Consider the following 22461-nt stretch of genomic DNA (forward strand, 5'->3'; position numbering starts at 1 on the left):
CATATTGAACCACCCACTGAGCGTTAGTGGGTGGTTCAATAACAATTGTTGAGCGTAGTAAGAGCTACTAGCTACCTGGTCTTAATGGTTTCTCCTCTGAAGAAGGCTGGATGTCGCCACTTGGTGAACAGCATGATTGCGACTCCGAGTAGCAAAACCCCGATTCCCAGAATGAAGACCATGCCCACGGAACCAATCGCGGATCCTGAACCATAGTCGGGATTCATTGATTCGATGGCGGTGCTGAAGAACATCACCAGCAGCACTACACCTCCAATGAGGGGTGCAAGGAATTTGAAGAAGAAATTCCGGACGCTGGTAAACAACTCAGAGCGGAAATACCAGACACAGGCTAGTGCGGTAATCCCGTAGTAGAAGCAGATCATGAGTCCCAGCGCAGTGATGGTGTCCCACAGGGCATTTTCAGAGATCAACCGGGTCACCACGTAGAACACCGCAGCGGCTGCGGCCGAGACTACCGTGGCAACAGAAGGCGACATGAATCGTGGGGAAATCTTTGCGAAGCTCGGTGGCAACGCCTTGTAGTATCCCATGGCCAGCAAGGTACGCGCCGGAGAAACCATGGTTGACTGCAGCGAAGCCGCAGAGGAGGAAAGGATCGCCAACGACATCAGAATGGCTAGTGGACCCATAATAGGTCCGGAGAGCACCGCGAAAATTGATTCTTGGTTTGCCTCGTTACCCGCGCCGAGTCCGGTTTGGCCGACTCCGGCCCAGTACAGCACGCCCAAAGATACCGCTAGGTACAATGCGATGATGACGAGGACCGTCCACGTTGCACCACGTCCGGGAACCTTGGCTGGGTCGGTGGTTTCTTCGTTCATGGTTAGCGTGACATCCCAGCCCCAGAAAACAAAGATTGACAGGGAAATACCTGCGGCGAAGGCGGCGAATGAATCCACCGAGGCCGGGTTGAACATGTCTAAGTTAATTGGTGTCCGGTCAAAGGGGGTACTACTGGTGAACGCCATGATCGCGAAGAGAAGCAAGACCGCCACTTGGAAACCAACCAGCACGTACTGGAACACCTTGGTGGCATTGAGCCCACGATAGGAAATGTAGGCGGCCGCCGCGATGAAGACCAACGTGGTGGGAATGTTGACCCACAGGTTTTTCGTTAAGTCGGCGATTGCTTGGTTTCCGGTGAGCTGGGCGAGGAGGATATAGAAGAAGTCCACCGCCACTGCTGCAAGGTTGGATAAGACGATCACGGTGGCCGCAATAAGTCCCCAACCGCCCATCCAACCGATCATCGGTCCGAAGGCGCGGGTGGCCCAGGTAAATGAGGTTCCAGAATCTGGCATCGCGTTGTTTAGCTCGCGGTAGCCCAAAGCGACCAGCAACATCGGAATGAAACCGGCGAGCAAAATGGCCGGAAGGCTCGTACCAACCACTGCCACGGTGGCGCCAAGCCCGGCGGTCAAAGTGTAGGCCGGGGCAATGCAGGAGATGCCGATGACTACTAGTCCGACTACTCCTACGGTGCCGGTAGACAAACCCTTTGAGTGCAGTCCACTCTCGGGTTGTTCGGCAGTTTCCTGCTTCAGTTCTTGCGACATAGTGTTAACCTTCTGGGTTTATTCTCGGCAGACTTCTGCGTCCGCCAAGAAAACGGGTAATCCCCGCGCGATGGTCTAGTTCGGTATCACTGCCATGGGCACGTGTAACTTACCGAGGATTCGTTGGGCCTTGGCCCCGACAAAGAGACGACGGCTAGCAGCCAAGCGGGAAGAACCCAGAATTGCTATTTCTCCGGCTTCCCAAGTCAACGAGTCAATGGCTTCATCCAAACTCTGACGTGAAATCACTTCGATACTTGCCTGCAGCCCCATGGACTCGGTCAGTTCCGTGAGGAACGTTTTGGTGCGCACCAGATGTGGATCAAGCTCGGTAGCCGGATCCGACACGTCACTATCGGCAACGAGCGTCGCGACGCGTAGTGCAACCTTACGGATCGTGGCGAACTTGGCCGCGTTGGCAATGACCTCGCGCGCTCCCGGACGGTCTCCAACGAATGCTGTCATTCGGGTGATTTGTCCGTTCGCTGCGCGCAACGAGGCAAGAGCCTGCGGACTGGACATGAATACCGGAACAGGTGAAGCGTGTAGGAGTGCGTTTGCCACCGCGCCGGGCATGAAAAATCCCGCACGGTGGCGTTTGCGCCCACCTAAGACGATTCCATGTGCGCCTACCTCTTCGGCTAGCTCAATGAGGCCTTCGGCAACCGAGGATACGGAGCGAGCCACCACTTTGGCGCTGACGCCTTGTGGAACTTGGGCTAGCGCGGTAACTGCCCACTCATCAACTTTGGCCGAGAGAATAGAGTCGAACCCATGGTCGCCACCCGGGTAGATGGCGCTAAAGGGTGTCGTTGCAGGCACCACGATTCCTATGGTCAGGCTAGGCGTTGCGGTTCCCTGCACTAGAGCCGCTGCCAGCTCTAGTGCTTCGGCACCACGCTGATCTGCGGTGTATCCAACAAGCAAGTTCATGGTTAGGCGTTGACCTTATCTAGTGGAGCAACACCGTCATAGCTTTCGTCATAGCTGCTTCCCTCTAGCTGCGCAATGATTCGAGCAGCGCTACGTCGTCCCATGCGTACCGCACCATCCACATGCTGGTAGCCCTCACCGGCAAGATCTGAAGAGGAGAAGTACAGCGGTCCTACATTGTCGTTCTGGACTGAGCCAAAGCGAGCCAGGCCGCCAAGGTCATAGCTGGTGGCGTAGGCGCCTCGGGTCCATTCTTCGGCCCCAAAATCGGAGAGGTAGAAGACCTTAGGTTCCAAAGCCTTATCGCCGAGGAAGTCGGCAATTCCCTGCAGGATCTGCGATTTGCGCTCTTCTTCGCTTAGCTCCCACATGGCGTCAGCATCAACATCGGAGATAAATCCGACCAGGGTGCCGGTGCTTTCTCCGGTGTAGGTGTTGTCGTAGAGTTCCTGGACCACTGAGTTAGGTCCGAAGCAGGTTCCGGAAAGTCCCGCTTCACGCCAGAAAGGTGTCTCGTAAACTGCGTGTACCTTGATGACCAATCCCATGGACTGGTGCTGGTGGGTGACCAGTTGCTTGCGTGGAAGCGCAGGAACGTAGCTGATACGTGAGTACAGGTTCGGCGGAACCGCAATCACGGCTTTTTTAGCCTTGACACTCACCGTCGCGCCGTGGGCGATCACGCCATCTTCGGACCATTCAAGTTTAAGGACCGGATTTTCCAGGTACACGTCATCGCCTAAGCGTTCGGCCACCGTCTTGGAGACGCCCTGCATGGTGCCAACGATACGGCGGTCAAGAATGAAGTCTTCGTCTACAAGATTGTCGAAGGACCCAGCCGAGGAAGCCATGAGCACCGCTTGGAGCGCCGAGAAGGTGTGGGCGGGTTTGGTCAGCATGCCCCCGGCGATAAATAGACCCACGTTATCGCAGGCAAGGTCATCGGTGCTGTGCTCGCGCAGGAAATGATGGAAGGAGATCATATCGAGTTCTTTAGCCTGTGGGTGGTCCCACGGCGTGTCCGGATTCATTTGTGCTGCGAGGTCATTCATTACCTGGACCAGCTTGTTCATCTCGGCCACGGTGCCAGGTGCAACTGGGAAGTCTTCACCTTCGTAGGCAATGGTTTCGCCCTCGGCAGTGCGGTACAGGCTTTTGCCTTCCTTGTAACGCTCGAAGGTTTCGATGCCTAGTTCGTTGATTAGCGAGTACAGGCCGGTTTGGTCCGGGCTAATCCACTGCCCGCCAATTTCAATGGTCGCCCCTTCCATTTCTTCGCTCCAGGTACGTCCGCCGACACGGTCGCGGGCTTCTAAGACTGCCACCGATTTCCCACACTTTTTCAGTTCATAGGCGGCAGTGAGACCCGATGGTCCGGCCCCGATAATGACGACGTCGCGTTCAATCTGTTTCACAATAATCCCCTTCAACACTAAATGAATTTGGTTCATTTACCTCTGCGTATAGCATAGGGTACGAAGATGCTCTTGTGAAGCATGCCACGTCAGGGGGAAATTGGAATGAGTACCGAGAGTCCTCGACGGGCCGGCAGGCCACGCACCGCCATACTCAATCGTGATCGCATTACCGAGCACGCGCTGAGCTTAGTCTCCCAAGATGGTTACGATGCACTGACCATGCAGCAACTCGCGCGATCTTTAGGGGTATCCCCTTCGGCGCTCTACAACCATGTCGATTCCAAACATGACCTACTGCAATGGATCCAGGAACTGGTCATGGCTCAGGTAGATACCTCTGCGTTTGGGAAACTCGAGATTCACGATGCGCTGATCCAATGGGCAACGAGCTACCGAAACGTTTTTGCGTTGCACATCCCGCTAATTCCGATCATCGCGGTGCTACCGGTGTCTAATTCCCCGCGCACCATTGCAATGTATGAGCATGTGGCCGAAACACTGAAAACCCATGGACTGGCCGAAGCCGAAGTGATTCCCACAATCGTGGCCCTAGAGTCCTTCATCTTTGGATCGTCAATGGACACCGGCGCACCGCACGACATCTTTGATACCAGTAATCACCGCGAGGCGACCCCGCACTTCACTCAGGCAGTGGCTGCGCAACGCGCCACTGGGGTCAACACCAGTGACGACTCTTTTGGACGCGGACTACGCGCCCTAGTGACCGGACTACTAGCATCGCGAGACCTTACATGAGCCAAGATTCTCGCCCTACAGGAAACCGCCGACTTTCTGCCAAACAATGGACTGCAATTGTTCTGGGAATTATCGCACTAATATTTATCTTGCAGAATCTAAATTATGTTCGAGTAGAACTACTGATATTTCATACCAGCGCCCCGCTCTGGGCAGTGCTCAGCATGACCTTATTCATTGGTTATTTGATTGGGCGTTTCTCTAAGAAACGGGATTAGTCCTCTACTAACGCCCACTCGCCAACTTCTTCGCCTTCGGCGTCGAGGATGTCTTCTTGGGCACCGGCTTCAAGTGGGTAAAGCGCAATATTTTTAGACCAATCCGAGAGAATTTTCTGCAGCTCTTCCAGCGGCTTGAGTTGCATACTCTCGGAGTCAAAATTTACTTCCATGACGAAACGCATGTTGGGCTCCAATCCCTAGGATTATCGCCATCCTATGCCCAGAAAACTTAAATTACGAGACTTGCCAGCCCGTCTTCAAAGTGCTCACCTACAAGGACTCTGGTTCTCCATAGACAACAAGGGCGAAACCAGATGGTTTCGCCCTTGTTGTCAGAAAATTTGAGAGCCTACAGTGCTGCACCCATGCTTGAAAGGGAGGCAATCGCTTCGTTGCCACCGACCTTGTATAGGGCTAGAAGCAGTCCGCCAAAGACAATCCCCATCACTGCACTGAAGCCGAGGGACACCTTGACCAGTGAGCGAACTTCCTGGCGACTAACGGAGTACTCGTTGTTCAGGTAGGTCATCGTTCCCTGACTGATTGCCTGGACCGGGGTGCGCACCGAGGTGCTGAGAACGCCCGCGGTGATCACGTTGGACGCCGAATCCATTTCGCCACCACGCAGGTAGGCTACCGTCGAACGGTTCTTGCGATCCTGGCGGAATTTGATAATACTCTCGCCATGGCGGGCCAAGAGTATGTCTTCGCCAAGAGGGATCGCACCCATTGTTTGCTCCTAAAGTTTCAATAACACTGTAATTCCAGTAAAGCCCATAAAGTTTTCTCTTTAATACAGAACCCCCTTATTCGTTCACAAGGTCACAGGAGGCTGTGATTGAATCGGCATGATTTCCAATAAAATTCGATAAGAATGGTGACCTGTGTCATTTTATGAAAACTATTATGAAATGTCATTCATTCGTTAGTTGCTGGCGGGATTTTGGCTAATTCCACGGCAAGTCACACCACACAACGTCCATTGCCTACGCGGCGCTACGAAACCAAATGCAAAATGAGGGCCGAAGGAACCTTGCGATTCCTTCGGCCCTCATCATGCTGCACTAGAGCTAAAGAGCTATGCGGCTTTCATCTGCCTTTGTTTACCTTCACGTTTAGCATCGTGAATTGCCACTGCCAAGTCATGGTTCGTCAGTTCATCCGGAGACGTAACTGCGTACTTTCTTGCCTGTCGCATTAGCGATTCGCGAATCTGCGACGCATGCGTCCGACGATACTTCGCAACCAGATAGATACTGGCACCTGCTAATACCGTAAGGGTGACCAGTGCGGTTAGTAGAGTAACTTCAATACCCATTGCCTTCTCATCCTCCTCATACCTCAACCGGAAAGGTGACCGTCATAGTTAACGTAGGACCCTAGCCATTCAGGGCCTCATCACATCTTGTCTCAGAAGAGAACATTGATCTTAGCATTTTTATTCGAATAGGTCAAATACTTTTAGTGAGAGAATACGAATTTGTAGGTAGTCAGCTGACATTCGACAACCGGCATGACGGGACGAGATACAAATAATTTGATCGATCCCGGGGACTAGTACTCGTCAGTTCCGTGGCTATGTTCGAAGACTAGGGATGTTTGAGTGGTCGCCACCGCAGGGTTGGCGGACAGGTTGTCCAACACAAATTGTCGGACGTCGGCTGAGTTACGGACGGCAATATGTAATACGAAGTCATCGGCTCCGCCCAGGAAGAATAACTGCTGCACCCCGGGCTTTGACCTCATTTCCGAGGCAAAGGTAGACATCAGATGCCTTGCACCTGGCCGGATTTTTACGAAGATCAATGCTTCGAGCTCACGGCCTAGGACCTGGGGGTTCACCTCAATGGTGAATCGTGAAATAACACCCGAATCGCGCAAACCGTTCAGTCGAGCCAGACATGTAGAAGCCGCAATACCCAGTTCCTCAGCCAACGAATTATTGGTTCGCCGCGAGTTCTCTGAAAGCAAGGACAACAGACGACGGTCTAACTCGTCGAGTTGCGCCGTGCGCTTTTCGCCGGAGGCAGGACTGTTCAGCATTAAGTGGCACCGGCTTTCACTGCTACATCTTTAGACTTTGAAAAACTCGTGAGATTCCCACGCGATAGAACTACAGCATAGTAAATTTATGACTCGCCTGACTTCGCCGCCGGCGACTTACTCTGCCGTAATCGAAAAACTAGAATAACAATGACGGCAATGAGCAGAACACCTCCCACAAGGTACGGCCACTCCAGTGAGAGCCAAGCATAAAATACCGCCATACCAATGGTCGTGTATATCAGTGCCCAAGCTAGCGCTCCCACAGTGACCGCGGGAAGGTACCGTCGCAACGGCATGCGGCTCACCCCGGCGGTCGCGTTCACGGCGGATTGAATACCGATAGTAAGAAAGCACAATGGGACAGCGAGCATTCCCCACCGAGCAATGAATCGTTGTGCACGCTGATACATAGCCCCGTGCAAGATCTTTTGATACCGGGTATTCTCAACTCCGCGCGCCACAGCCCGTCCCGCCCAGTAGGTCGCGTTGCCACGCAACATTGCTCCAATGAAGAAGAAAGTAAAGGTCACCATAAAAGGTGCTTCATTTACCAACCAATTTATTGTCATTACCGGCTACGGAACGCTTTTGATTTTCAAGACCAGCGCGGCACCAAGCAGGCTGATCACTGCTGAACACATGAATAACGTTGCATAACCGCCTAGCCACGTCACCGAAAGCCAAGCAATAAGTGGAGCAAACACTTGTGGCAGCGAGTTCGCAATATTAATCATGCCCAGGTCTTTACCGCGCGAATCCTCGAACGGCAGCACCTGTGTAAGCAAGGCAAAGTCGACGGCGAGGTAAGCGCCAAATCCAACCCCGAGAAAGACGGCAGCGAAGATCGCAGTGGTGAAGGTAGTCGCAAAGGCTAAGGTCAATGCAGCGCCAGCCACAATGACCGAGGAGATGATCACGTATTTCTTACGTTTTCCATCCCTGTCAGAGAGTCGTCCGGCAATCACCGAGGAGAAAATCACGCAAAAGGCGTAGGTCGCTGTCAGGACCAGCACGCCGGTGGCGGGTTCTGGGTGGTGCAACTTGTCCTGCAAGAAAAAGAGCAGGTAAACCAAACACAGCTGGCTTCCCAAGTAGAGCAGGAAACGAGAAAGCCAGGCCCACCCAAAATCTGTGTGCTGCATCGGGTTGATCCAGAAGCTCTTGACGAACTCCATAGGCTTTAACGGTTCTAGCGCGTCCTTTGGAAGCGGAACATCCTGTCGTAGTAAGACAAAGGGAATCGCACAAAGGGCTACGGCCGTTGCGACAATCGCATAGCCGAACACCAGATCTGAGGCCGCAAACATACCAATGACAGCACCAATAAGTGAGCCACAGGTTTGTCCCAACGCCACCATTCCGCCGACAAGGCCGCGTTGTTCCACCGGTACCTTGTCCGGGATGGCTGCAAAAATCGCGGCTAAGGCTGCATTGCCAGCTGCCTGCATCAGTGCCCAGCCCAGTACCAACATGCCTACCGTTTGGGCGGTTGACATGAGTAGCAGTGCTAACGCTCCGCACACCGTCCCGCACAATACCCACGGAATACGCCGGCCAAATTTCGAGGTACTCCGATCACTCAACGCCCCGAAAAGTGGATTTGCCACCAAAGAAACAGCCGCACCAACACCGGTGACGAGCGAAAGAATGGCTGCCTTCTGGCTGGCATCTAGCTGTTGAGCGTGTAGTCCAAGGAGGACCTGAATCGGTGCGAAGAAGCCAACATTAATCCCAATATGAACGGTGACAACAGCTGCAATCCAGCCGACCCCCACACGTTTGGTAGGGATCCGCAGAGCTTCGGGGATACCCGAATTACGTTCCGTAATCATGACTGTTCCTGCCGTCCAAGGTCACGCGGGCCAACACTGGAATCTTGCAGTTCTTCAATGCTCGGTGTGTAGCCACGTGCGATGAGCCGTTTGACGGCTTTAGACATCTGACCACCGTCAATCATCGATGCGGCTACCAATTTTCCTGCGTCGTTAAGACCGAAAAGTACCTGTAACTGCCCGCGACGGTTCAATCGCGACACATGCTGCGCAGCTTGGGAAAAATCCCCCACCGCTTCAATATGGCTGTCGTGCCTATCAGACCAGAACCATGGCACCGAATGTTTGCGAGCTTCGCCGCCCATGATGGTAGCCGCGGCAATCGCAGCGTCTTCCATGGCACCTTCCCAGTGCACTGCACGGGAGTGATCCTTGATTCTTGCCGCGTCCCCAATAGCCAAGACCTGGCTGTGCTCAGTGGTGCGTAACTGTTCATCAACGATAATTCCATCGTTGATTTCTAGCCCCAGTGCTTGTGCGAGGGTAGTTTCGGGTTCAACCCCAATGGCAGCGACAAGAATTGCTGCCTCGATACGTTCCCCATCGACCACTGCGTAGTCCGGGCCGAGCTGCGTAGGAGTTCCAGACAATACGGTAATCCCATGGCGGGAATGCTCCGCATGCAACGCGGTCGCCATTTCTGCACCCAACACTTTGGACAGCGGAGCGGACGAGTTTGAAACGAGTGTGACCTGAGCGCCGAGCATTTTGGCTGTGGAGGCGAATTCCGCTCCGACCAGCCCTGCTCCGATGATCACGGCTCGTTGTCCGAACATGCCGTCTTCCAAGGTGGCCGAAAGTGCAGAGGCATCCGCAGCAGTATGCAGGCTGCGGGCATGCTGTGCACCGGGTACTTGCAGTTTCTTGGGCGTGGTTCCGGTAGCTAGAACTACCCACTCATCCGGAGAACTGGGTATTTCTAGTTCGGTAACAATTTCTTCAATCAGCGAGACGCCGTGTTCTGCGAACCAAGTTGGTGGCACGAAGTACTCACGCTGCAAGGATTTGCTCAGCGGTGGCCGGTCATAGGGCAAGCCCTCGGGGTCACTGATTTTGATGTTCCCGGCATACCCTTTACTCACTAATTCGCGGGCAAGGGTAAACCCGGCAACACCGCCGCCGACAATGTGTACGGACGGCATTTAGATATCTAGCTCCAAATTTCCGTCTACTACGGCAACTTTGTAGGTACGTGCATCTACGGTGGCTGGCATGCATTGCACCTTTCCGGTACGCAGATCAAAGCTGGAGGAATGTATTGGACATTCAACTTCACAGCCTTCAATCCAGCCATCGGAAAGTGATGCAACCTCGTGGGTGCACTCATCCTGCAACGCATAGAAGTTGCCATCTTCGGCATGGAACACCGCAATGTCCTCGCTGGCACCACTTTCACTGGCGCGAACTAGTAAGGCTTCGCCTTCGGATAGCTCGTCTGCAGGGCCTACCTTGTAGCTCACGATGACTCCTTTGATGTTGTTAAACGTCTGGAACCATCTTGTCACTGTTGGTGCCCACTGTCCTATCTGAGAGGTCATGAGCCGAATCATCACCCCATTGTGTTAACCGTGCGCTTGCTTGGAACCGTCAGGAAAAACACTCAGGGGTTCCAAGCAAGCGCGTAGCACTCAGGGTTTGTTAGGTCCGGACCAAACCAGCTTCTGCCGGGTTACTCACCGGAAAATGGCATTCAGCCAGATGCTCCGCATTATCTAGTCCCACCCCTGGCATGCCCAAGACGATCTTGCCTGATTCATTTCTCGTCATCTTTTCAGGACGTTCGGCGCTACAAATCGGCTGGGCCTTCCAGCAACGTGTCCGGAAGCGGCATCCGGATGGCGGATCCAAGGGCGACGGAAGTTCACCTTGTAATACGATGCGCTGTACCGGACGTTGGGCCGGATCAAGCTTGGGAGACGCCGACATCAGCGAAGCAGTGTATGGGTGCAACGGGGAATCAAAGACTTGTTCGGTGGTACCAGTTTCAATAATGCGGCCAAGATACATCACGGCGACCCGGTCGGTAACGTGTCGGACTACCGACAGGTCGTGGGAGATGAAAATGTAGCTTACGCCCAGCTCCCGTTGTAGATCGTTGAGCAAATTCAGCACCTGGGCCTGTACCGAAAGGTCCAACGCTGAGACCGGCTCGTCAAGAATGATCAAATCCGGGTCCAACGCCAACGCGCGGGCGATACCAATACGCTGACGCTGTCCACCGGAGAATTCCTGCGGAGATTTCGAGGCATCGGTGGCACGCAGACCCACCAGGTCAAGAAGCTCGTTGAGCCGCTTCGTCTTCGCGGCGGTGCCCCGATGCATGTCTTTATGCGTGGCGAACGGTTCACTGATAATTTGTCCGGCGGTCATTCGAGCGTTGAGCGACGCGAACGGATCTTGAAACACCATCTGCACGCGGCGGCGCCATTTGAGTAGTTCCTTACCACGCAGGCCAAATGGATCTTGCCCTTCAAACCTCACGGTTCCGGAATCCGGTTGTTCGAGCATCATCAGCGTTCGAGCCAGAGTTGATTTGCCGCATCCCGACTCACCGACTAGACCAAGAGTTTCTCCCTTGCGCACCGTGAGATTGATTCCGTCCAGGGCACGAAGTTCCTTGGTGCCCGCTGCACCGGCAGAAACATGGAAGGTCTTACTCAGATCTTTGACTTCCAGCACGTTTTCGGCGTTACCGCCAGGTGTTGTATTCACCGGTTTTCCTCCTCAAATGAGTTTGCCAGTTCGGTGCTGACCTTTGCCGAAGATACCTTTTCCGAGAAATGGCAGGCAGCTCGCTGCGCCACGCCGGTCTCACGCAATACTGGCCGCTCCTCACGGCAAATGGCGCTGACTAGCGGGCACCTCTCTTGGTAGACACACCCCGAAGGTATCTTGTTCAATTCAGGTGGACTTCCTGGAATAGATGACAGCCCCTCACCACGCTGCGCATCGGAAGGTACCGAATCCAGTAGTCCCTTCGTGTAAGGGTGCGTAGGATTTGAAAATACCGTGTCCACCGGGCCCTGTTCCACCACGTTTCCGGCGTACATCACGCACACCTCATCTGCTTCTTCCGCCACGACGGCCAGGTCATGGGTGATTAGCACTACCGCCATATGGTCCTCGGTACGTAGCTTGTGCAATAGCGCCATGATTTGCGCTTGGACGGTGACATCCAAGGCAGTCGTTGGTTCGTCGGCGATCAGCAGCTGCGGGCTGAGCGCTACGGCCATGGCAATCAGAATTCTTTGCCTCATGCCGCCGGAGAACTGATGCGGGTAGGAATTCACTCTTGTTTCGGGCTCCGGGATACCGACCCTTCTCATCAAATCAATAGCTTCGGCTTTGGCTTGTTTCTTGTTTGCGCCGCGGTGGATACGGAACGATTCACCCAGCTGCGCACCGATGGTGTACACCGGGTTCAATGCTGTCAGCGCATCTTGGAAAACGATGCCCAGGCCGGGGCCGGCAACGGCGCGACGCTGTTTGGCCGTCATCTGGTTCAGGTCCACACCATTTAGTTCGGCGCGTCCTGCGGATACCGAGGCCACTGGGTCCAAGAGACCGGCGATGGCCTTCGCAGTCATGGATTTGCCGCAGCCGGATTCGCCGAGCAAGGCCAGCGTGCGACCCCGACGTGCGGTGAAGCTGACCTGGCTGACTACCCGCACGGTTCCGCGCGGGGTGCGGATATCTACATCGAGTCCAGTCACTTCAAGTACCGTATCGTTCGCGGTTGCCTTGTCTGCTGTGGGTTCACGCATCTCGGTCATCATTTGGTGTCCTTGATTACTGTGGTGAGGGATTTCTTGGTCTGCTTATCAAGAGTCAAACGCCAACGTTGTGCTGGATCGGTTGCGATGCGCATCCACGCGGCAAGCATATTTGCTGCGACGGCGGTGACCACGATGGCCAATCCCGGAAGAATCGATAACCACCAGGCGGTCTGCAAGTACTGGCGCCCCTGAGCAACCATCAGGCCCCAGGAGACATCCGGCGGCTGGATACCAATGCCAAGAAATGACAACGAAGATTCGGCGAGCATCACAAAACAGAACTCAAGTGTTGCCAGCGTCAAGAGAGTCGGGGTGACCACGGGGATTACGTGACGGGCAATGATGGCGTTTGGCTTGGTGCCGAATGTCCGCGCGGCATCAACGAAGGTTCGTGATTGCAGTTCGGCCGATTCGGCACGGGCTGTACGCATGTAAATAGGGATTCGGGTAATGGCCAAGATCAACACGATATTTGCAGCCGACGGGCTGAAGACGAAGAGCACGACTACCGCAAGCAACAGCGAAGGGAAGGACATGATGATATCGGCAATGCGCATTGAAATGCTCTCGCGCCGACCGCGGTGGTATCCAGCCCAGACTCCCCAGAGTGAGCCAATCAATAGTGCAATGAGCACCGCGGGAACTGCAACCAACAACGTGGTCTGCGTGGCGACGACCATGCGGGCGAGCATTGAACGTCCCAACGAATCGGATCCGAGAATATAGGCCCAACCGTTTGATAGGTCGAAGGGCTCCTTGTTCATGAACATCAGGTTCTGCTTGGTGGCCAGCTCCCCCATGAGGACCGGGCCAAAGACGGCCAGCAGGATCACGAAACTGAGGATGACAGCTGCCACGGTGGCGAACTTGTCACGCAGCAGCATGCTGAACATGCTCGGACGTCCCAGCCGTTGCGTCGCATTGGCCTTCACCGTTTTTTGCGTTGCAGGTTTTTCTTGAATTTGTGTCATGGCTTCGCCCTAAGCGTCAATCGCGGCGGTAGGAACCGGAGCGCTGGTAGTCGGGGTACCAGTGGTAGCTGGCGTGTTGTTTTGGCCGCGATGCTCGTTGCGCGCCTTGCGGCGACCACGGGCACCGGCACTTGGCCGGACCCGTGGGTCCAACAATGCGTAGCCAATATCTATGAGGATGTTGAGTACAAAGATCGCTATCGCGGTGAGCAGTACACAGGCTTGGAGCACGGCAAAGTCGCGTTGCAAGATTGAGTCGATCATGAGCTTTCCGATACCTGGCCAGCCAAAGATCGTTTCAACAACCACAGCTCCGTTGACCAGACCGACGGTCAGGTCTCCGGCCACGGTCAGTCCTGGCGCCGCTGCATTTCGCAATGCGTGCGCGCCGACCACACGATATTGGGTGGCTCCCTTGGAGCGGGCAAGTTTGATATAAGGCTCGGAAAGCGAAGAAACCATGGCTCCGCGCACCACTTGAACCAGTGTTCCAAAAGGTCTCATCACCAAGGTGGCAACCGGAAGCACCCAAGCCGCCGCGCCCAACACGCCGGAGGTTGGAACCCAACCGAGCGTAATGGCGAAGACCCAGATGCCCACAATAGCCAACCAGAAATCCGGAATGGAGGCAGCCGTCATGGAGACGAAACTTGAGAACCTGTCGAGGATTCCGTTGGGATTCAGTGCTGCGGCGGAACCGACAATAACTGCCAGCACGATGGCAATGAGCATCGTGGTGCCGGCAAGCTGCAATGTTGCAGGGAAGGCCCGCAACGCCATATCTGCTGCGCTTTCGCCGGTGCGCATTGAGGTACCAAAATCAAAGCGCAAGACCCCGCCGAAGTACTGGGCCATTTGCACCCAGATCGGCTGATCCAGCCCATTGCGAATTGCGAAGTCCTCACGCATGGCTTCGGTGGCGTTCAGCGGCAGGTACAACGCGGCTGGATTGCCCGTCATGCGAGCAAGTGCGAACACGCCCACGACGACCACCAGCAACGGCACGGCCGAAGAGATAATCCTTTTACGCAGATAGGTGAGCATTAAACTGTGTACTTTCGGTAAGTTTTGTCATTGTCGGTTCCGCTTGACGCCCAGTGAGCGCTCTGGCTATTTAGCCGCGGTGACCTCTGCCAAACGCAGCTCGTCACCCGAGGATGAGTTCGGCTCGTAGCTCACGGTACTGGCGATGCCAAGCATGCCGGTCTGGTGGGAAATGTGCGCGAACTGCACCACGTTGTCATTCTGATACTGGAAGACTTTTTCAAAAGCCGCCTGACGGTCTGCTTCAGAGGAGGCATCAGCTTCCTCGATCAGCTTGTCCAGTTCCGGGGTGCCGAAGGCGGACTGAGCGCCCTTAGTGGTCATGTACTGGTCCACGGTGAAGGCAGCGTCACCTGCCTGGTTGCCGTGCTGGATCATCAAGGAGATGGCACCCTCGTCATCGGTGGGGAACGGACGGACCTGGTAAGTCAGGTGCTGGCTGGTCTCTAGCATCTTCAGCTTGACGTTCAGTCCTGCCTGGGAGAGCTGTTCCTGGATGACCTGGCCAAGTTCTTCGATCTTCGGGAATTGCGCGGTGCGTACGATCAGGCTGATCGGGGCCGAGGTATCAACGCCAGCGGCCTTGGCCTCTTCAACGAGGGACTTGGCTTTTTCTGGGTCGTATGGCCAAGCTTCCAGCGAGTCGCTGTGCCCGACGACGCCCTCTGGTACTAGCTGGGAGGCGACCTTGTCGCGTCCGCCGTACAACGAAGCGACGATGGATTCCTTGTCGATGGCGTAGTTCACGGCCTGACGGATCTTAATGTCGGTGAAGGGGGCCTTGTCATTGTGCATGCGCAGGGCAACGGTCTCATTGTTCGGGTAGGCGACGCCCAAGTCCCCGATATTGTCTTCCGGGCTCAGACCCGTGGCGATATCTGCTTCGCCGGAGGTGATCATCGCGGCACGGACACTTCCTTCGGAACGCCACTGGTAGTTGGCTTTGGCGAATGCCGGGGCCTCGCCCCAGTAGTCCGCGAAGGCGGAGGTATTGATGCTCTGGCCCGCGTCCCACTTGTCGAGCTTGTAGGGACCTGTTCCGATCGGTTCGCGGACCTTTTCGGTGGCCGAGGTTTCGGCTGGGACCACTTCGAGGAAGGACAGACGCAGCGGAAGAATCGGATCGGCCTTAGCTGCGGTGACCTCTATGGTGGTGTCGTTTACCGCTTTGACTTTAAGGTCATCGTCGCCAAAGACGTAGCCCTCGACATTGCAGCCTAGATCTGAGTTGACCGCGCGTTCGATGGTGGCGGCGGCGTCTTCTGCGGTGAAGTCCGAGCCGTCATGGAATTTCACTCCCTCGCGCAGCTTCAGCGTCCAGGTGGTGTCATCATCGCTGGACCATTCGGTGGCAAGCTTGGGTTCCAGTTCACCGCTAGTGGGATTGCGTTCAATCAGTGGTTCGGTGATGGTCGAGCGAACTACTACGCCGGTGCTTGTCAGGTTTGATTCGCAGGCTTCGAGCGTTGGTGGTTCCTGCTGAAGTACTACGCGCAGGGTGTCGCTAACGGTTGCGCTCGGCGCCGCCGATCCCCCAGCTGCGTCCTCAGAGTTGGCGACCGAGCAACCTGCCAGTGCGGTGGTGCTCAGCAGTGCACCGGCGGCGACCGCCATGGAGATGCGCCGTGCGCGCTGCATGGGGGTATTCGAATTGAACATCATTGTTTCCTTCGGGATACGAGTGTGAGGTGGTCGTGGTGCTTTGTGACCTTGTCTGTATCCAAAGCTTTGACTGCCACCGTTGAGTGGTCAAGAGATGATGGTGTGCCAGAACGTAACTTAGGCCCCGTTGCCAGTTTCTACCCTCCAGTACGCGAATGTGACTAGCGCTACATTCCGGGACGGTTGCTCAATCAATGCCCCAAGGGCATTGATCTATCCAATCTGAGTGTTGGACTTGAATCGTTGATCATTCATACGATGCACATATGTCCACTGATATCAGCGCGTCCGCACGACGCAACAGCTCAGCAATCGCCGGGAACGCCATTGTGCGCGTGGGCCCGGTCAATCCAACCGTCGCCCAGGCACTGAGTGAAGAATTCGATTCACTGGTTCTGCCGGGCGCCGGCGATCAACGCGATACTTTTCTCAAGGAACATGGTCAGGACATTCGGATTGCCGTCTGTTCCGGCAAAGTTGGGGTCGATACCGAATTGATGAAAGCCCTGCCAAATTTGGAAGCCATCATCAACTTCGGAGTGGGATACGACGCTACCGACGTGGCCCAAGCCATCGAACGCGGCATTCCACTCAGCAATACCCCGGATGTATTAACCGACTGTGTGGCCGACACTGCGCTGGGACTTTATCTAATGACCCTCCGCTCTTTGAGCTCAGCCGAACGTTTTGTCCGCAGGGGCTCTTGGGCTAGTGGCGAGAATTTTCCGTTAGCGACGCGAGCCAGCTCAAAGCGTGTAGGAATTCTCGGTTTGGGCCGTATCGGCCAGGCCATCGCCAGCAGGCTTGAGAGTTTCGGCTGCGAAATTCACTATCACAACCGTACAGAGAAGACTGATACGGCTTATACTTACCACCGCTCAGCCAGCGAACTGGCTGAAGCCACGGATGTGCTGATCATCGCCGCGGCAGGCGGGCCGCAGTCCGCAAACCTCGTGGATGCAACCGTGCTCGCCAAGGTTGGCCCACAAGGCTTCGTAATCAATATTGCCCGCGGCACTGTCATCGATGAGCCCGCATTGGTCAACGCCCTTAAAAACAACCTGATCGCGGGTGCCGGACTTGATGTGTTTGCCCACGAGCCAGCGGTCCCGGAGGAATTACTGGAACTGGAAAACGTGGTGTTGTTGCCGCATCTGGGAAGCGGAACCCATGAGACCCGCGCAGATATGGCGGCAGTAACGCTAGAAAACCTTCGCTCGTACCTCACCGAGGGCACCTTGGTTACACCTATCTCCTAACGTCCCATACGTCTTTTAACTGGCCTGAACATTACTTGCGGTGGCGCAATATATTCCTTGATCTGTAATGAGCTGGAATATCGCGTCACCGTTTGGTGTTGTGCCAAAGACGACAACCGAGGAGAAAAGAGCAGCATATGTCCGAAGCAAATCGAGTAGTCATCATTGGTGGACACGGGAAGGTAGCACTTCTTGCGGCCCCAAAACTTGCAAGTCATGGACTGAGCGTAGAGTCGGTGATTCGCAACCCAGAACATAGCGAGGAAATCAGCGCGCTAGGAGCGACACCAGTAGTTCTGGACATCGAACAAGCAGATGTTGATTCCCTAGCCCAGCACTTTGCCGGTGCGAAGGCAGTGGTCTTTTCCGCCGGCGCCGGTGGCGGAAGCCCCGAGCGCACCCTCGCGGTAGATTACGAAGCCGCAGTGCGCACCATGAAGGCGGCAGAGCAGGCCGGTGTAAAGCGTTTTGTCATGGTCTCCTATGCGCGCGCATCTGTTGACATAAACAGCCTAGAGAAGGACAACTCCTTCTACACCTATGCCAAGGCCAAGCATGATGCTGATGCGTTCCTGCGCGCCACCGATCTGGACTTCACCATCCTCGGCCCAGGTCTATTGACCTTGGACCAATCAACTGCGCGCGTCACGCTGGCCGATGAAGTAGGCAACATTCATGGTCGTGCCCCAGAAAACGACGAGGGAAATACCGCCCGAGAGACCGTTGCCGACGTCGTCACCCATGTGGTGGCCAAAGACGCAGCCATCAAGCAAACAGTGAATTTCTATGATGGGAATACCCCGATCACCGAGGCCATCAGCTAACTCCATCCGCTTCATTTCAGAGGACCGCTCGGATTTTTCGAGCGGTCCTCTGAGCTTTAACCCGCCGGTATCGAAGCAACTCAGAAACTTCACCAAACCACTTGTGTGACAAGTTGGGAACTTATATTATAAGTACATACCAAGTCCCACCAGGGAACTTGACCGTCAGGAGCTTTCAAACCATGAATTACACGCCAGATGCCATCCGCCACGTCAAACTTTCGACTGCCCGCCTGCCTTTGGCTACTCCGATTTCTGATGCGAAAGTATTTACCGGTCGTCAGAAGCCAATGACCGAAGTCATTTTCCTCTTTGCTGAGATCAGCACGGAACAGGGTTTCGAAGGCATTGGTTTCTCCTACTCAAAACGCGCCGGTGGCCCCGCACAATACGCTCATGCCAAAGAAGTCGCGCAGACGATGATCGGCGAAGATCCTAACGACATCGCCAAGCTGTACACCAAGCTGCTTTGGGCTGGAGCCTCGGTCGGACGCTCGGGCGTAGCCACGCAGGCGCTGGCAGCGTTGGACATCGCCCTTTACGACCTGAAATCTAAGCGCGCAGGGCTTCCGCTGGCCAGGTTCCTCGGATCTCACCGCGATTCCGTTCGCACGTACAACACCTCTGGCGGCTTTTTGAATGCCAGCATCGAAGAGGTCAAGGAACGCGCAAGCCAATCCATTGAAGCAGGTATCGGCGGCATCAAGATCAAGGTCGGACTGCCCGACAGCGCGGAGGACTTGCGCCGCGTGGCCGCAGTGCGCGAACATATTGGTCCAGATTTCCCGCTGATGGTTGACGCCAACCAGCAGTGGGATCGTTCCACCGCGCTGCGCATGGGACGAAAGCTTGAACAATTTGACCTGGTATGGATTGAAGAGCCCCTAGACGCTTATGATGCCGAGGGCCACGCGGCGCTCGCCGCTGCTTTAGATACTCCCATTGCCACCGGTGAAATGCTTGCTTCCGTTGCCGAACACGAACGACTGATTGCAACGCGTGCCTGCGACATCATTCAGCCCGATGCGCCACGCGTCGGAGGAATCACCCAGTTCCTGCGTTTAGCCACGCTGGCAGATCAGGCAGGACTGGACTTGGCTCCGCACTTCGCCATGGAAATCCATCTTCACCTTGCGGCCGCTTACCCGCGCGAAGCATGGGTGGAACACTTTGATTGGTTGGATCCACTGTTTAACGAACGTTTGGAAACCAAGGACGGTCGCATGATCGTTCCCAACCGCCTGGGTCTTGGCTTCAGCTTCAGCGATCAGGCCAGGGCTTGGACCACCGATTCGGTTGAATTCGGCGTTGCCTAGCAACACCCGCTAAACGCCGATGCTCGCCAAGTGTGAGCATCGGCGTTTACTCTTTAAGGATGCACAGCGTGAAACCTAACCTGACTACCTCCTTGGTTGAGCACCTTCGTGAACGAATCGGTAGCGGTGACATCGCGGCTGGCGAAAAGCTTCCTAGCGAAAATTCCTTGATTGAGCAGCACGGGGTATCTCGCACCGTGGTACGTGAAGCCATCACGCGGCTTCAAGCCGAAGGACTTGTTCATACTCGTCGAGGTGCCGGAAGTTTTGCACTCACTCCACCCGCACAAGATTCCGAATCAAATAGCATAATTCCACGGACTTTAGCGCAGCGGCGCCAACTGTTGGAGTACCGCATGGGATTCGAAACCGAGGCCGCGGCGCTCGCAGCAACACATCATCAGGATCACGATTTACTAGCCATGGATCAGGCGTTGCGCGGGTTCGAAGCGGCCGCGGGCAATGCATCACAGAGCATGAGCTGTGACTACGAATTTCATTTAGCGCTTTCGCGATCCACCGGTAATCCATATTTCAGCAAGGCTGTTGAGTCCTTTGGGCCTGTCATGATCGCCATGCCGCGCCAACGCTTGGAGACCGGAATCTCCCGCGCATCCGACCGGCTAGGTTCGGTGATGGCAGAACACGAGACTATACGTCAGGCCGTAGCCTCAGGAAATGCGCTGGCTGCGGCGGCCGCCATGCGGGTACATTTGGGCAACTCCATCTCAAGACTGGAATCCGAAGCCGGAGAAAAGCACTGAACACTGCGGTCCTAGGCAGCATGCAAAACTATAAATGGGTGCCCCTTGGATTAGCTGTTCGCTAATCAACGGGCACCCATCTATTTTCTATGCTCAGTACAGTGGCGCGACTTCCACTACGCTCAAGGAAGACCTATTCCGGTTTGACCGCAAGCACCGGGTGTTGGGCTTGTAGGAGGATCCGCTGAGCATGTGAGCCCATGATGAATTTTCCTACCTGGGAGCGTTGGCGTAAACCAATCACAATGAGCGAGACGTTGTGCTGATCCGCGAGGCCTAGAAACTCTTCAGCCAGATCATCTCGGTAGCTCGATTCAAGAATCTTTGCCTGCACTCCTGCCTGGGAGGCATTGCCTAAGATCCTTTCCAAGTCTTCAGCCGAGGCCGTATTTTTGTCAACGAGTGACCCGGCACGTGCGGAGTTGACGATCAGCAGCTCTTCTTGACGCATTTTAGCTTCGCTGATGGCCGCGGTTACGGCCGCCTCTCCCACGTTGGTGGGCACATATCCGACGATGATGCTCATGCGTTTTCCTTTTCTTTTTCCTGCGTTGCCAAGGCTGCAAGGGAGCCGGACTTACGCTTGTCGATAACACTCTTGATCATTGGCCACACCGCAACAACGACGAATAGCACCAGCAGAGTAGCTGAAATTGGCCGAGTAAAGAACCCGGTCGGGTCCCCTTCGAGGACCAGCAACGAGCGTCGCAGATTTGATTCAAGCAGGCTGCCGAGCACGAACGCGAGCACCAGCGGTCCAGGTTCAAAACCGAACTTCTTCATCAAGTACCCAATGGCACCGAAGATGACGACCAACAACACGTCGAACATCGAGTTTCGGATGGTGTAGGCACCAAGCATGGTAATCAACGCGGTGATCGGTGCGAGGATCGCCGCACGAATCCTCAAGATTCGAACAAAGACACCAATCAGCGGAATCGACATGATCAGCAAGAGAATATTGCCAATGTACATCGAGTTCACCACGCCCCAGAACAGCTCCGGGTCATTGCTGATCAGCTGCGGACCAGGAGTGATCCCCTGAATCAGCAGAGCACCGAAGATGATCGCCATGGTGGCGTTCGCCGGGATGCCGAGGGTCAGCAATGGGATGAAGGAGCTAGTCGCCGCCGCGTTATTAGCAGACTCGGGACCTGCCACGCCTTCGATAGCACCCTTACCAAAGCGCGAAGGATCCTTTGCGGTCTTCTTTTCCATGGCGTAGGAAGCCAAAGAAGCAATGGTCGCGCCGCCGCCTGGCAGAATGCCCAAGAAGAATCCGAGCACCGAGCCTCGGCCGATAGCGCCGGAGGCTTCTTTGATGTCTTTACCCTTAGGCCAGACATTTGAAACCTTCATTGGGGCAGTTGCCACACGGTGGCGTTCTTCCAGATTGTAGAGTATTTCGCCTACGCCAAAGAGGCCCATAGCGATGGGAACGAAGTCGATTCCATCTGCCAGCGACAGGTTACCAAAGGTGAAACGTTCAGCGCCGGTAAAACCGTCACGTCCAACCGTGGCCAGAAAAAGCCCCACGGCTGCAGCGATAATTGCCTTGATTTTGGTGCCGCCTGAAATCGTTGCGACAAGAAGAATACCCAGCATCGCCAAGGCGGTGTATTCCGGCGGGCCGAAGTCCAGCGCAAAGCTTGCAACCAACGGTGCGAGGAACGTTAAGCCGATAATGGAGACCGTGGCACCGAAGAAGGAGCCGATGGCTGCAATACCCAGCGCCGTGCCTGCCCGGCCTTGTTTAGCCATAACGTAACCGTCAAAGACTGTCACCACACTGCTGGCTTCACCTGGTAGACGAAGCAACACCGAGGTGATGGTGCCACCATATTGGGCGCCATAGAAGATGCCCGCCAGCATGATGATCGCGGTGACTGGCTCAACGCCGTAGGTCATAGGCAACAAGATGGCGATGGTGGCTGCCGGCCCGAGGCCGGGAAGTACACCGATGAGCATGCCGACGACCACGCCTAGCAAGCAGTACAAAAGATTTGTGGGGTCAAGTACGACGTTGAAGCCGTCTAAGACCGGTCCGAAGAATTCCATG

General features: G+C 55.2%; 23 protein-coding genes. 5 read left to right on the forward strand and 18 right to left on the reverse strand.

The features are described from left to right. Positions 1 to 71 precede the first annotated feature (71 nt). The 3 genes from CQ011_RS14345 to CQ011_RS14355 all read right to left on the reverse strand — a co-directional run bounded on the left by CQ011_RS14345 (position 72) and on the right by CQ011_RS14355 (position 3928). A complete protein-coding gene (locus CQ011_RS14345; RefSeq protein ID WP_105678395.1) occupies positions 72 to 1580 on the reverse strand; it encodes an APC family permease in 1509 nt (502 codons plus the stop codon). Positions 1581 to 1655: 75 nt separating this feature from the next. Then, the gene (locus CQ011_RS14350) at positions 1656 to 2513 is read right to left on the reverse strand and encodes a universal stress protein (protein ID WP_105678396.1); all 858 of its coding nucleotides are present in this window, start codon (positions 2511 to 2513) and stop codon (positions 1656 to 1658) included. Between the two features lie 2 nt (positions 2514 to 2515). Continuing rightward, positions 2516 to 3928, reverse strand: a complete 1413-nt coding sequence (locus tag CQ011_RS14355) for a flavin monoamine oxidase family protein (protein WP_105678530.1) — start codon at positions 3926 to 3928, stop codon at positions 2516 to 2518. Positions 3929 to 4033: 105 nt separating this feature from the next. Between CQ011_RS14355 and CQ011_RS14360 the strand changes: the two genes are divergently transcribed. Continuing rightward, a complete protein-coding gene (locus tag CQ011_RS14360; RefSeq protein ID WP_105678531.1) occupies positions 4034 to 4687 on the forward strand; it encodes a TetR/AcrR family transcriptional regulator in 654 nt (217 codons plus the stop codon). 214 nt (positions 4688 to 4901) lie between these two features. On the opposite strand, the gene CQ011_RS14365 is transcribed toward CQ011_RS14360, so the two are convergent. The 13 genes from CQ011_RS14365 to CQ011_RS14425 form a co-directional block, all read right to left on the reverse strand. Further along, positions 4902 to 5090 (reverse strand): hypothetical protein, encoded by a 189-nt coding sequence (locus tag CQ011_RS14365; RefSeq protein WP_105678397.1) that lies wholly within the window; start codon positions 5088 to 5090, stop codon positions 4902 to 4904. Positions 5091 to 5257: 167 nt separating this feature from the next. Next, positions 5258 to 5638, reverse strand: coding sequence for a hypothetical protein (locus tag CQ011_RS14370; protein ID WP_105678398.1), 381 nt, complete (start codon positions 5636 to 5638; stop codon positions 5258 to 5260). A gap of 348 nt (positions 5639 to 5986) precedes the next feature. Further along, positions 5987 to 6226, reverse strand: coding sequence for a hypothetical protein (locus CQ011_RS14375; protein WP_105678399.1), 240 nt, complete (start codon positions 6224 to 6226; stop codon positions 5987 to 5989). A 236-nt stretch (positions 6227 to 6462) separates the two neighbouring features. Then, positions 6463 to 6951 carry an Lrp/AsnC family transcriptional regulator gene (locus CQ011_RS14380; RefSeq protein WP_105678400.1) on the reverse strand — a complete coding sequence of 163 codons (489 nt, stop codon included), beginning with the start codon at positions 6949 to 6951 and terminating at the stop codon, positions 6463 to 6465. 86 nt (positions 6952 to 7037) lie between these two features. Next, the gene (locus CQ011_RS14385; RefSeq protein ID WP_286161212.1) at positions 7038 to 7487 is read right to left on the reverse strand and encodes a DedA family protein; all 450 of its coding nucleotides are present in this window, start codon (positions 7485 to 7487) and stop codon (positions 7038 to 7040) included. A 42-nt stretch (positions 7488 to 7529) separates the two neighbouring features. Next, entirely contained in the window at positions 7530 to 8786 is a 1257-nt protein-coding gene (locus tag CQ011_RS14390; RefSeq protein WP_105678402.1) for an MFS transporter, read from the reverse strand. Beyond that, positions 8783 to 9928, reverse strand: a complete 1146-nt coding sequence (locus CQ011_RS14395; RefSeq protein ID WP_105678403.1) for an NAD(P)/FAD-dependent oxidoreductase — start codon at positions 9926 to 9928, stop codon at positions 8783 to 8785. The genes CQ011_RS14390 and CQ011_RS14395 overlap by 4 nt, the downstream gene beginning before the upstream one ends. Next, positions 9929 to 10246: a bifunctional 3-phenylpropionate/cinnamic acid dioxygenase ferredoxin subunit gene (locus CQ011_RS14400; protein WP_286161213.1), complete on the reverse strand. Its 318-nt coding sequence runs from the start codon at positions 10244 to 10246 to the stop codon at positions 9929 to 9931. A gap of 178 nt (positions 10247 to 10424) precedes the next feature. After that, positions 10425 to 11498 carry an ABC transporter ATP-binding protein gene (locus tag CQ011_RS14405; protein WP_105678404.1) on the reverse strand — a complete coding sequence of 358 codons (1074 nt, stop codon included), beginning with the start codon at positions 11496 to 11498 and terminating at the stop codon, positions 10425 to 10427. Further along, positions 11495 to 12562, reverse strand: coding sequence for an ABC transporter ATP-binding protein (locus CQ011_RS14410; RefSeq protein WP_353616176.1), 1068 nt, complete (start codon positions 12560 to 12562; stop codon positions 11495 to 11497). Before CQ011_RS14410 ends, CQ011_RS14405 begins: the two co-directional genes overlap by 4 nt. Next, entirely contained in the window at positions 12559 to 13533 is a 975-nt protein-coding gene (locus CQ011_RS14415; protein ID WP_105678405.1) for an ABC transporter permease, read from the reverse strand. Before CQ011_RS14415 ends, CQ011_RS14410 begins: the two co-directional genes overlap by 4 nt. A 9-nt stretch (positions 13534 to 13542) precedes the next feature. Further along, complete coding sequence (locus CQ011_RS14420) at positions 13543 to 14577, reverse strand: ABC transporter permease (RefSeq protein WP_105678406.1); 1035 nt, start codon at positions 14575 to 14577, stop codon at positions 13543 to 13545. Between the two features lie 66 nt (positions 14578 to 14643). Beyond that, positions 14644 to 16236 carry an ABC transporter substrate-binding protein gene (locus CQ011_RS14425; RefSeq protein WP_286161214.1) on the reverse strand — a complete coding sequence of 531 codons (1593 nt, stop codon included), beginning with the start codon at positions 16234 to 16236 and terminating at the stop codon, positions 14644 to 14646. A 269-nt stretch (positions 16237 to 16505) separates the two neighbouring features. On the opposite strand from CQ011_RS14425, the gene CQ011_RS14430 reads away from it, so the two are divergent. The 4 genes from CQ011_RS14430 (at position 16506) to CQ011_RS14445 (ending at position 20402) form a co-directional block, all read left to right on the forward strand. Then, entirely contained in the window at positions 16506 to 17498 is a 993-nt protein-coding gene (locus tag CQ011_RS14430; protein ID WP_105678407.1) for a 2-hydroxyacid dehydrogenase, read from the forward strand. A gap of 137 nt (positions 17499 to 17635) precedes the next feature. Then, a complete protein-coding gene (locus tag CQ011_RS14435; protein ID WP_105678408.1) occupies positions 17636 to 18322 on the forward strand; it encodes an SDR family oxidoreductase in 687 nt (228 codons plus the stop codon). A gap of 182 nt (positions 18323 to 18504) precedes the next feature. Continuing rightward, a complete protein-coding gene (locus CQ011_RS14440) occupies positions 18505 to 19638 on the forward strand; it encodes an L-talarate/galactarate dehydratase (protein WP_105678409.1) in 1134 nt (377 codons plus the stop codon). 68 nt (positions 19639 to 19706) lie between these two features. Continuing rightward, on the forward strand, positions 19707 to 20402 hold the full coding sequence (locus tag CQ011_RS14445; protein WP_286161215.1) for a FadR/GntR family transcriptional regulator: 696 nt from the start codon (positions 19707 to 19709) through the stop codon (positions 20400 to 20402). 133 nt (positions 20403 to 20535) lie between these two features. Here the strand turns inward: CQ011_RS14445 and CQ011_RS14450 are convergent, their stop codons facing one another. Next, positions 20536 to 20928 carry a universal stress protein gene (locus tag CQ011_RS14450; RefSeq protein ID WP_105678411.1) on the reverse strand — a complete coding sequence of 131 codons (393 nt, stop codon included), beginning with the start codon at positions 20926 to 20928 and terminating at the stop codon, positions 20536 to 20538. Continuing rightward, the gene (locus tag CQ011_RS14455; protein ID WP_105678412.1) at positions 20925 to 22460 is read right to left on the reverse strand and encodes a tripartite tricarboxylate transporter permease; all 1536 of its coding nucleotides are present in this window, start codon (positions 22458 to 22460) and stop codon (positions 20925 to 20927) included. The genes CQ011_RS14450 and CQ011_RS14455 overlap by 4 nt, the downstream gene beginning before the upstream one ends. Between the last annotated feature and the right edge of the window lies 1 nt (position 22461).

This window comes from Arthrobacter sp. MYb213, assembly GCF_002979915.1.
Classification (GTDB): Bacteria; Actinomycetota; Actinomycetes; order Actinomycetales; family Micrococcaceae; genus Glutamicibacter.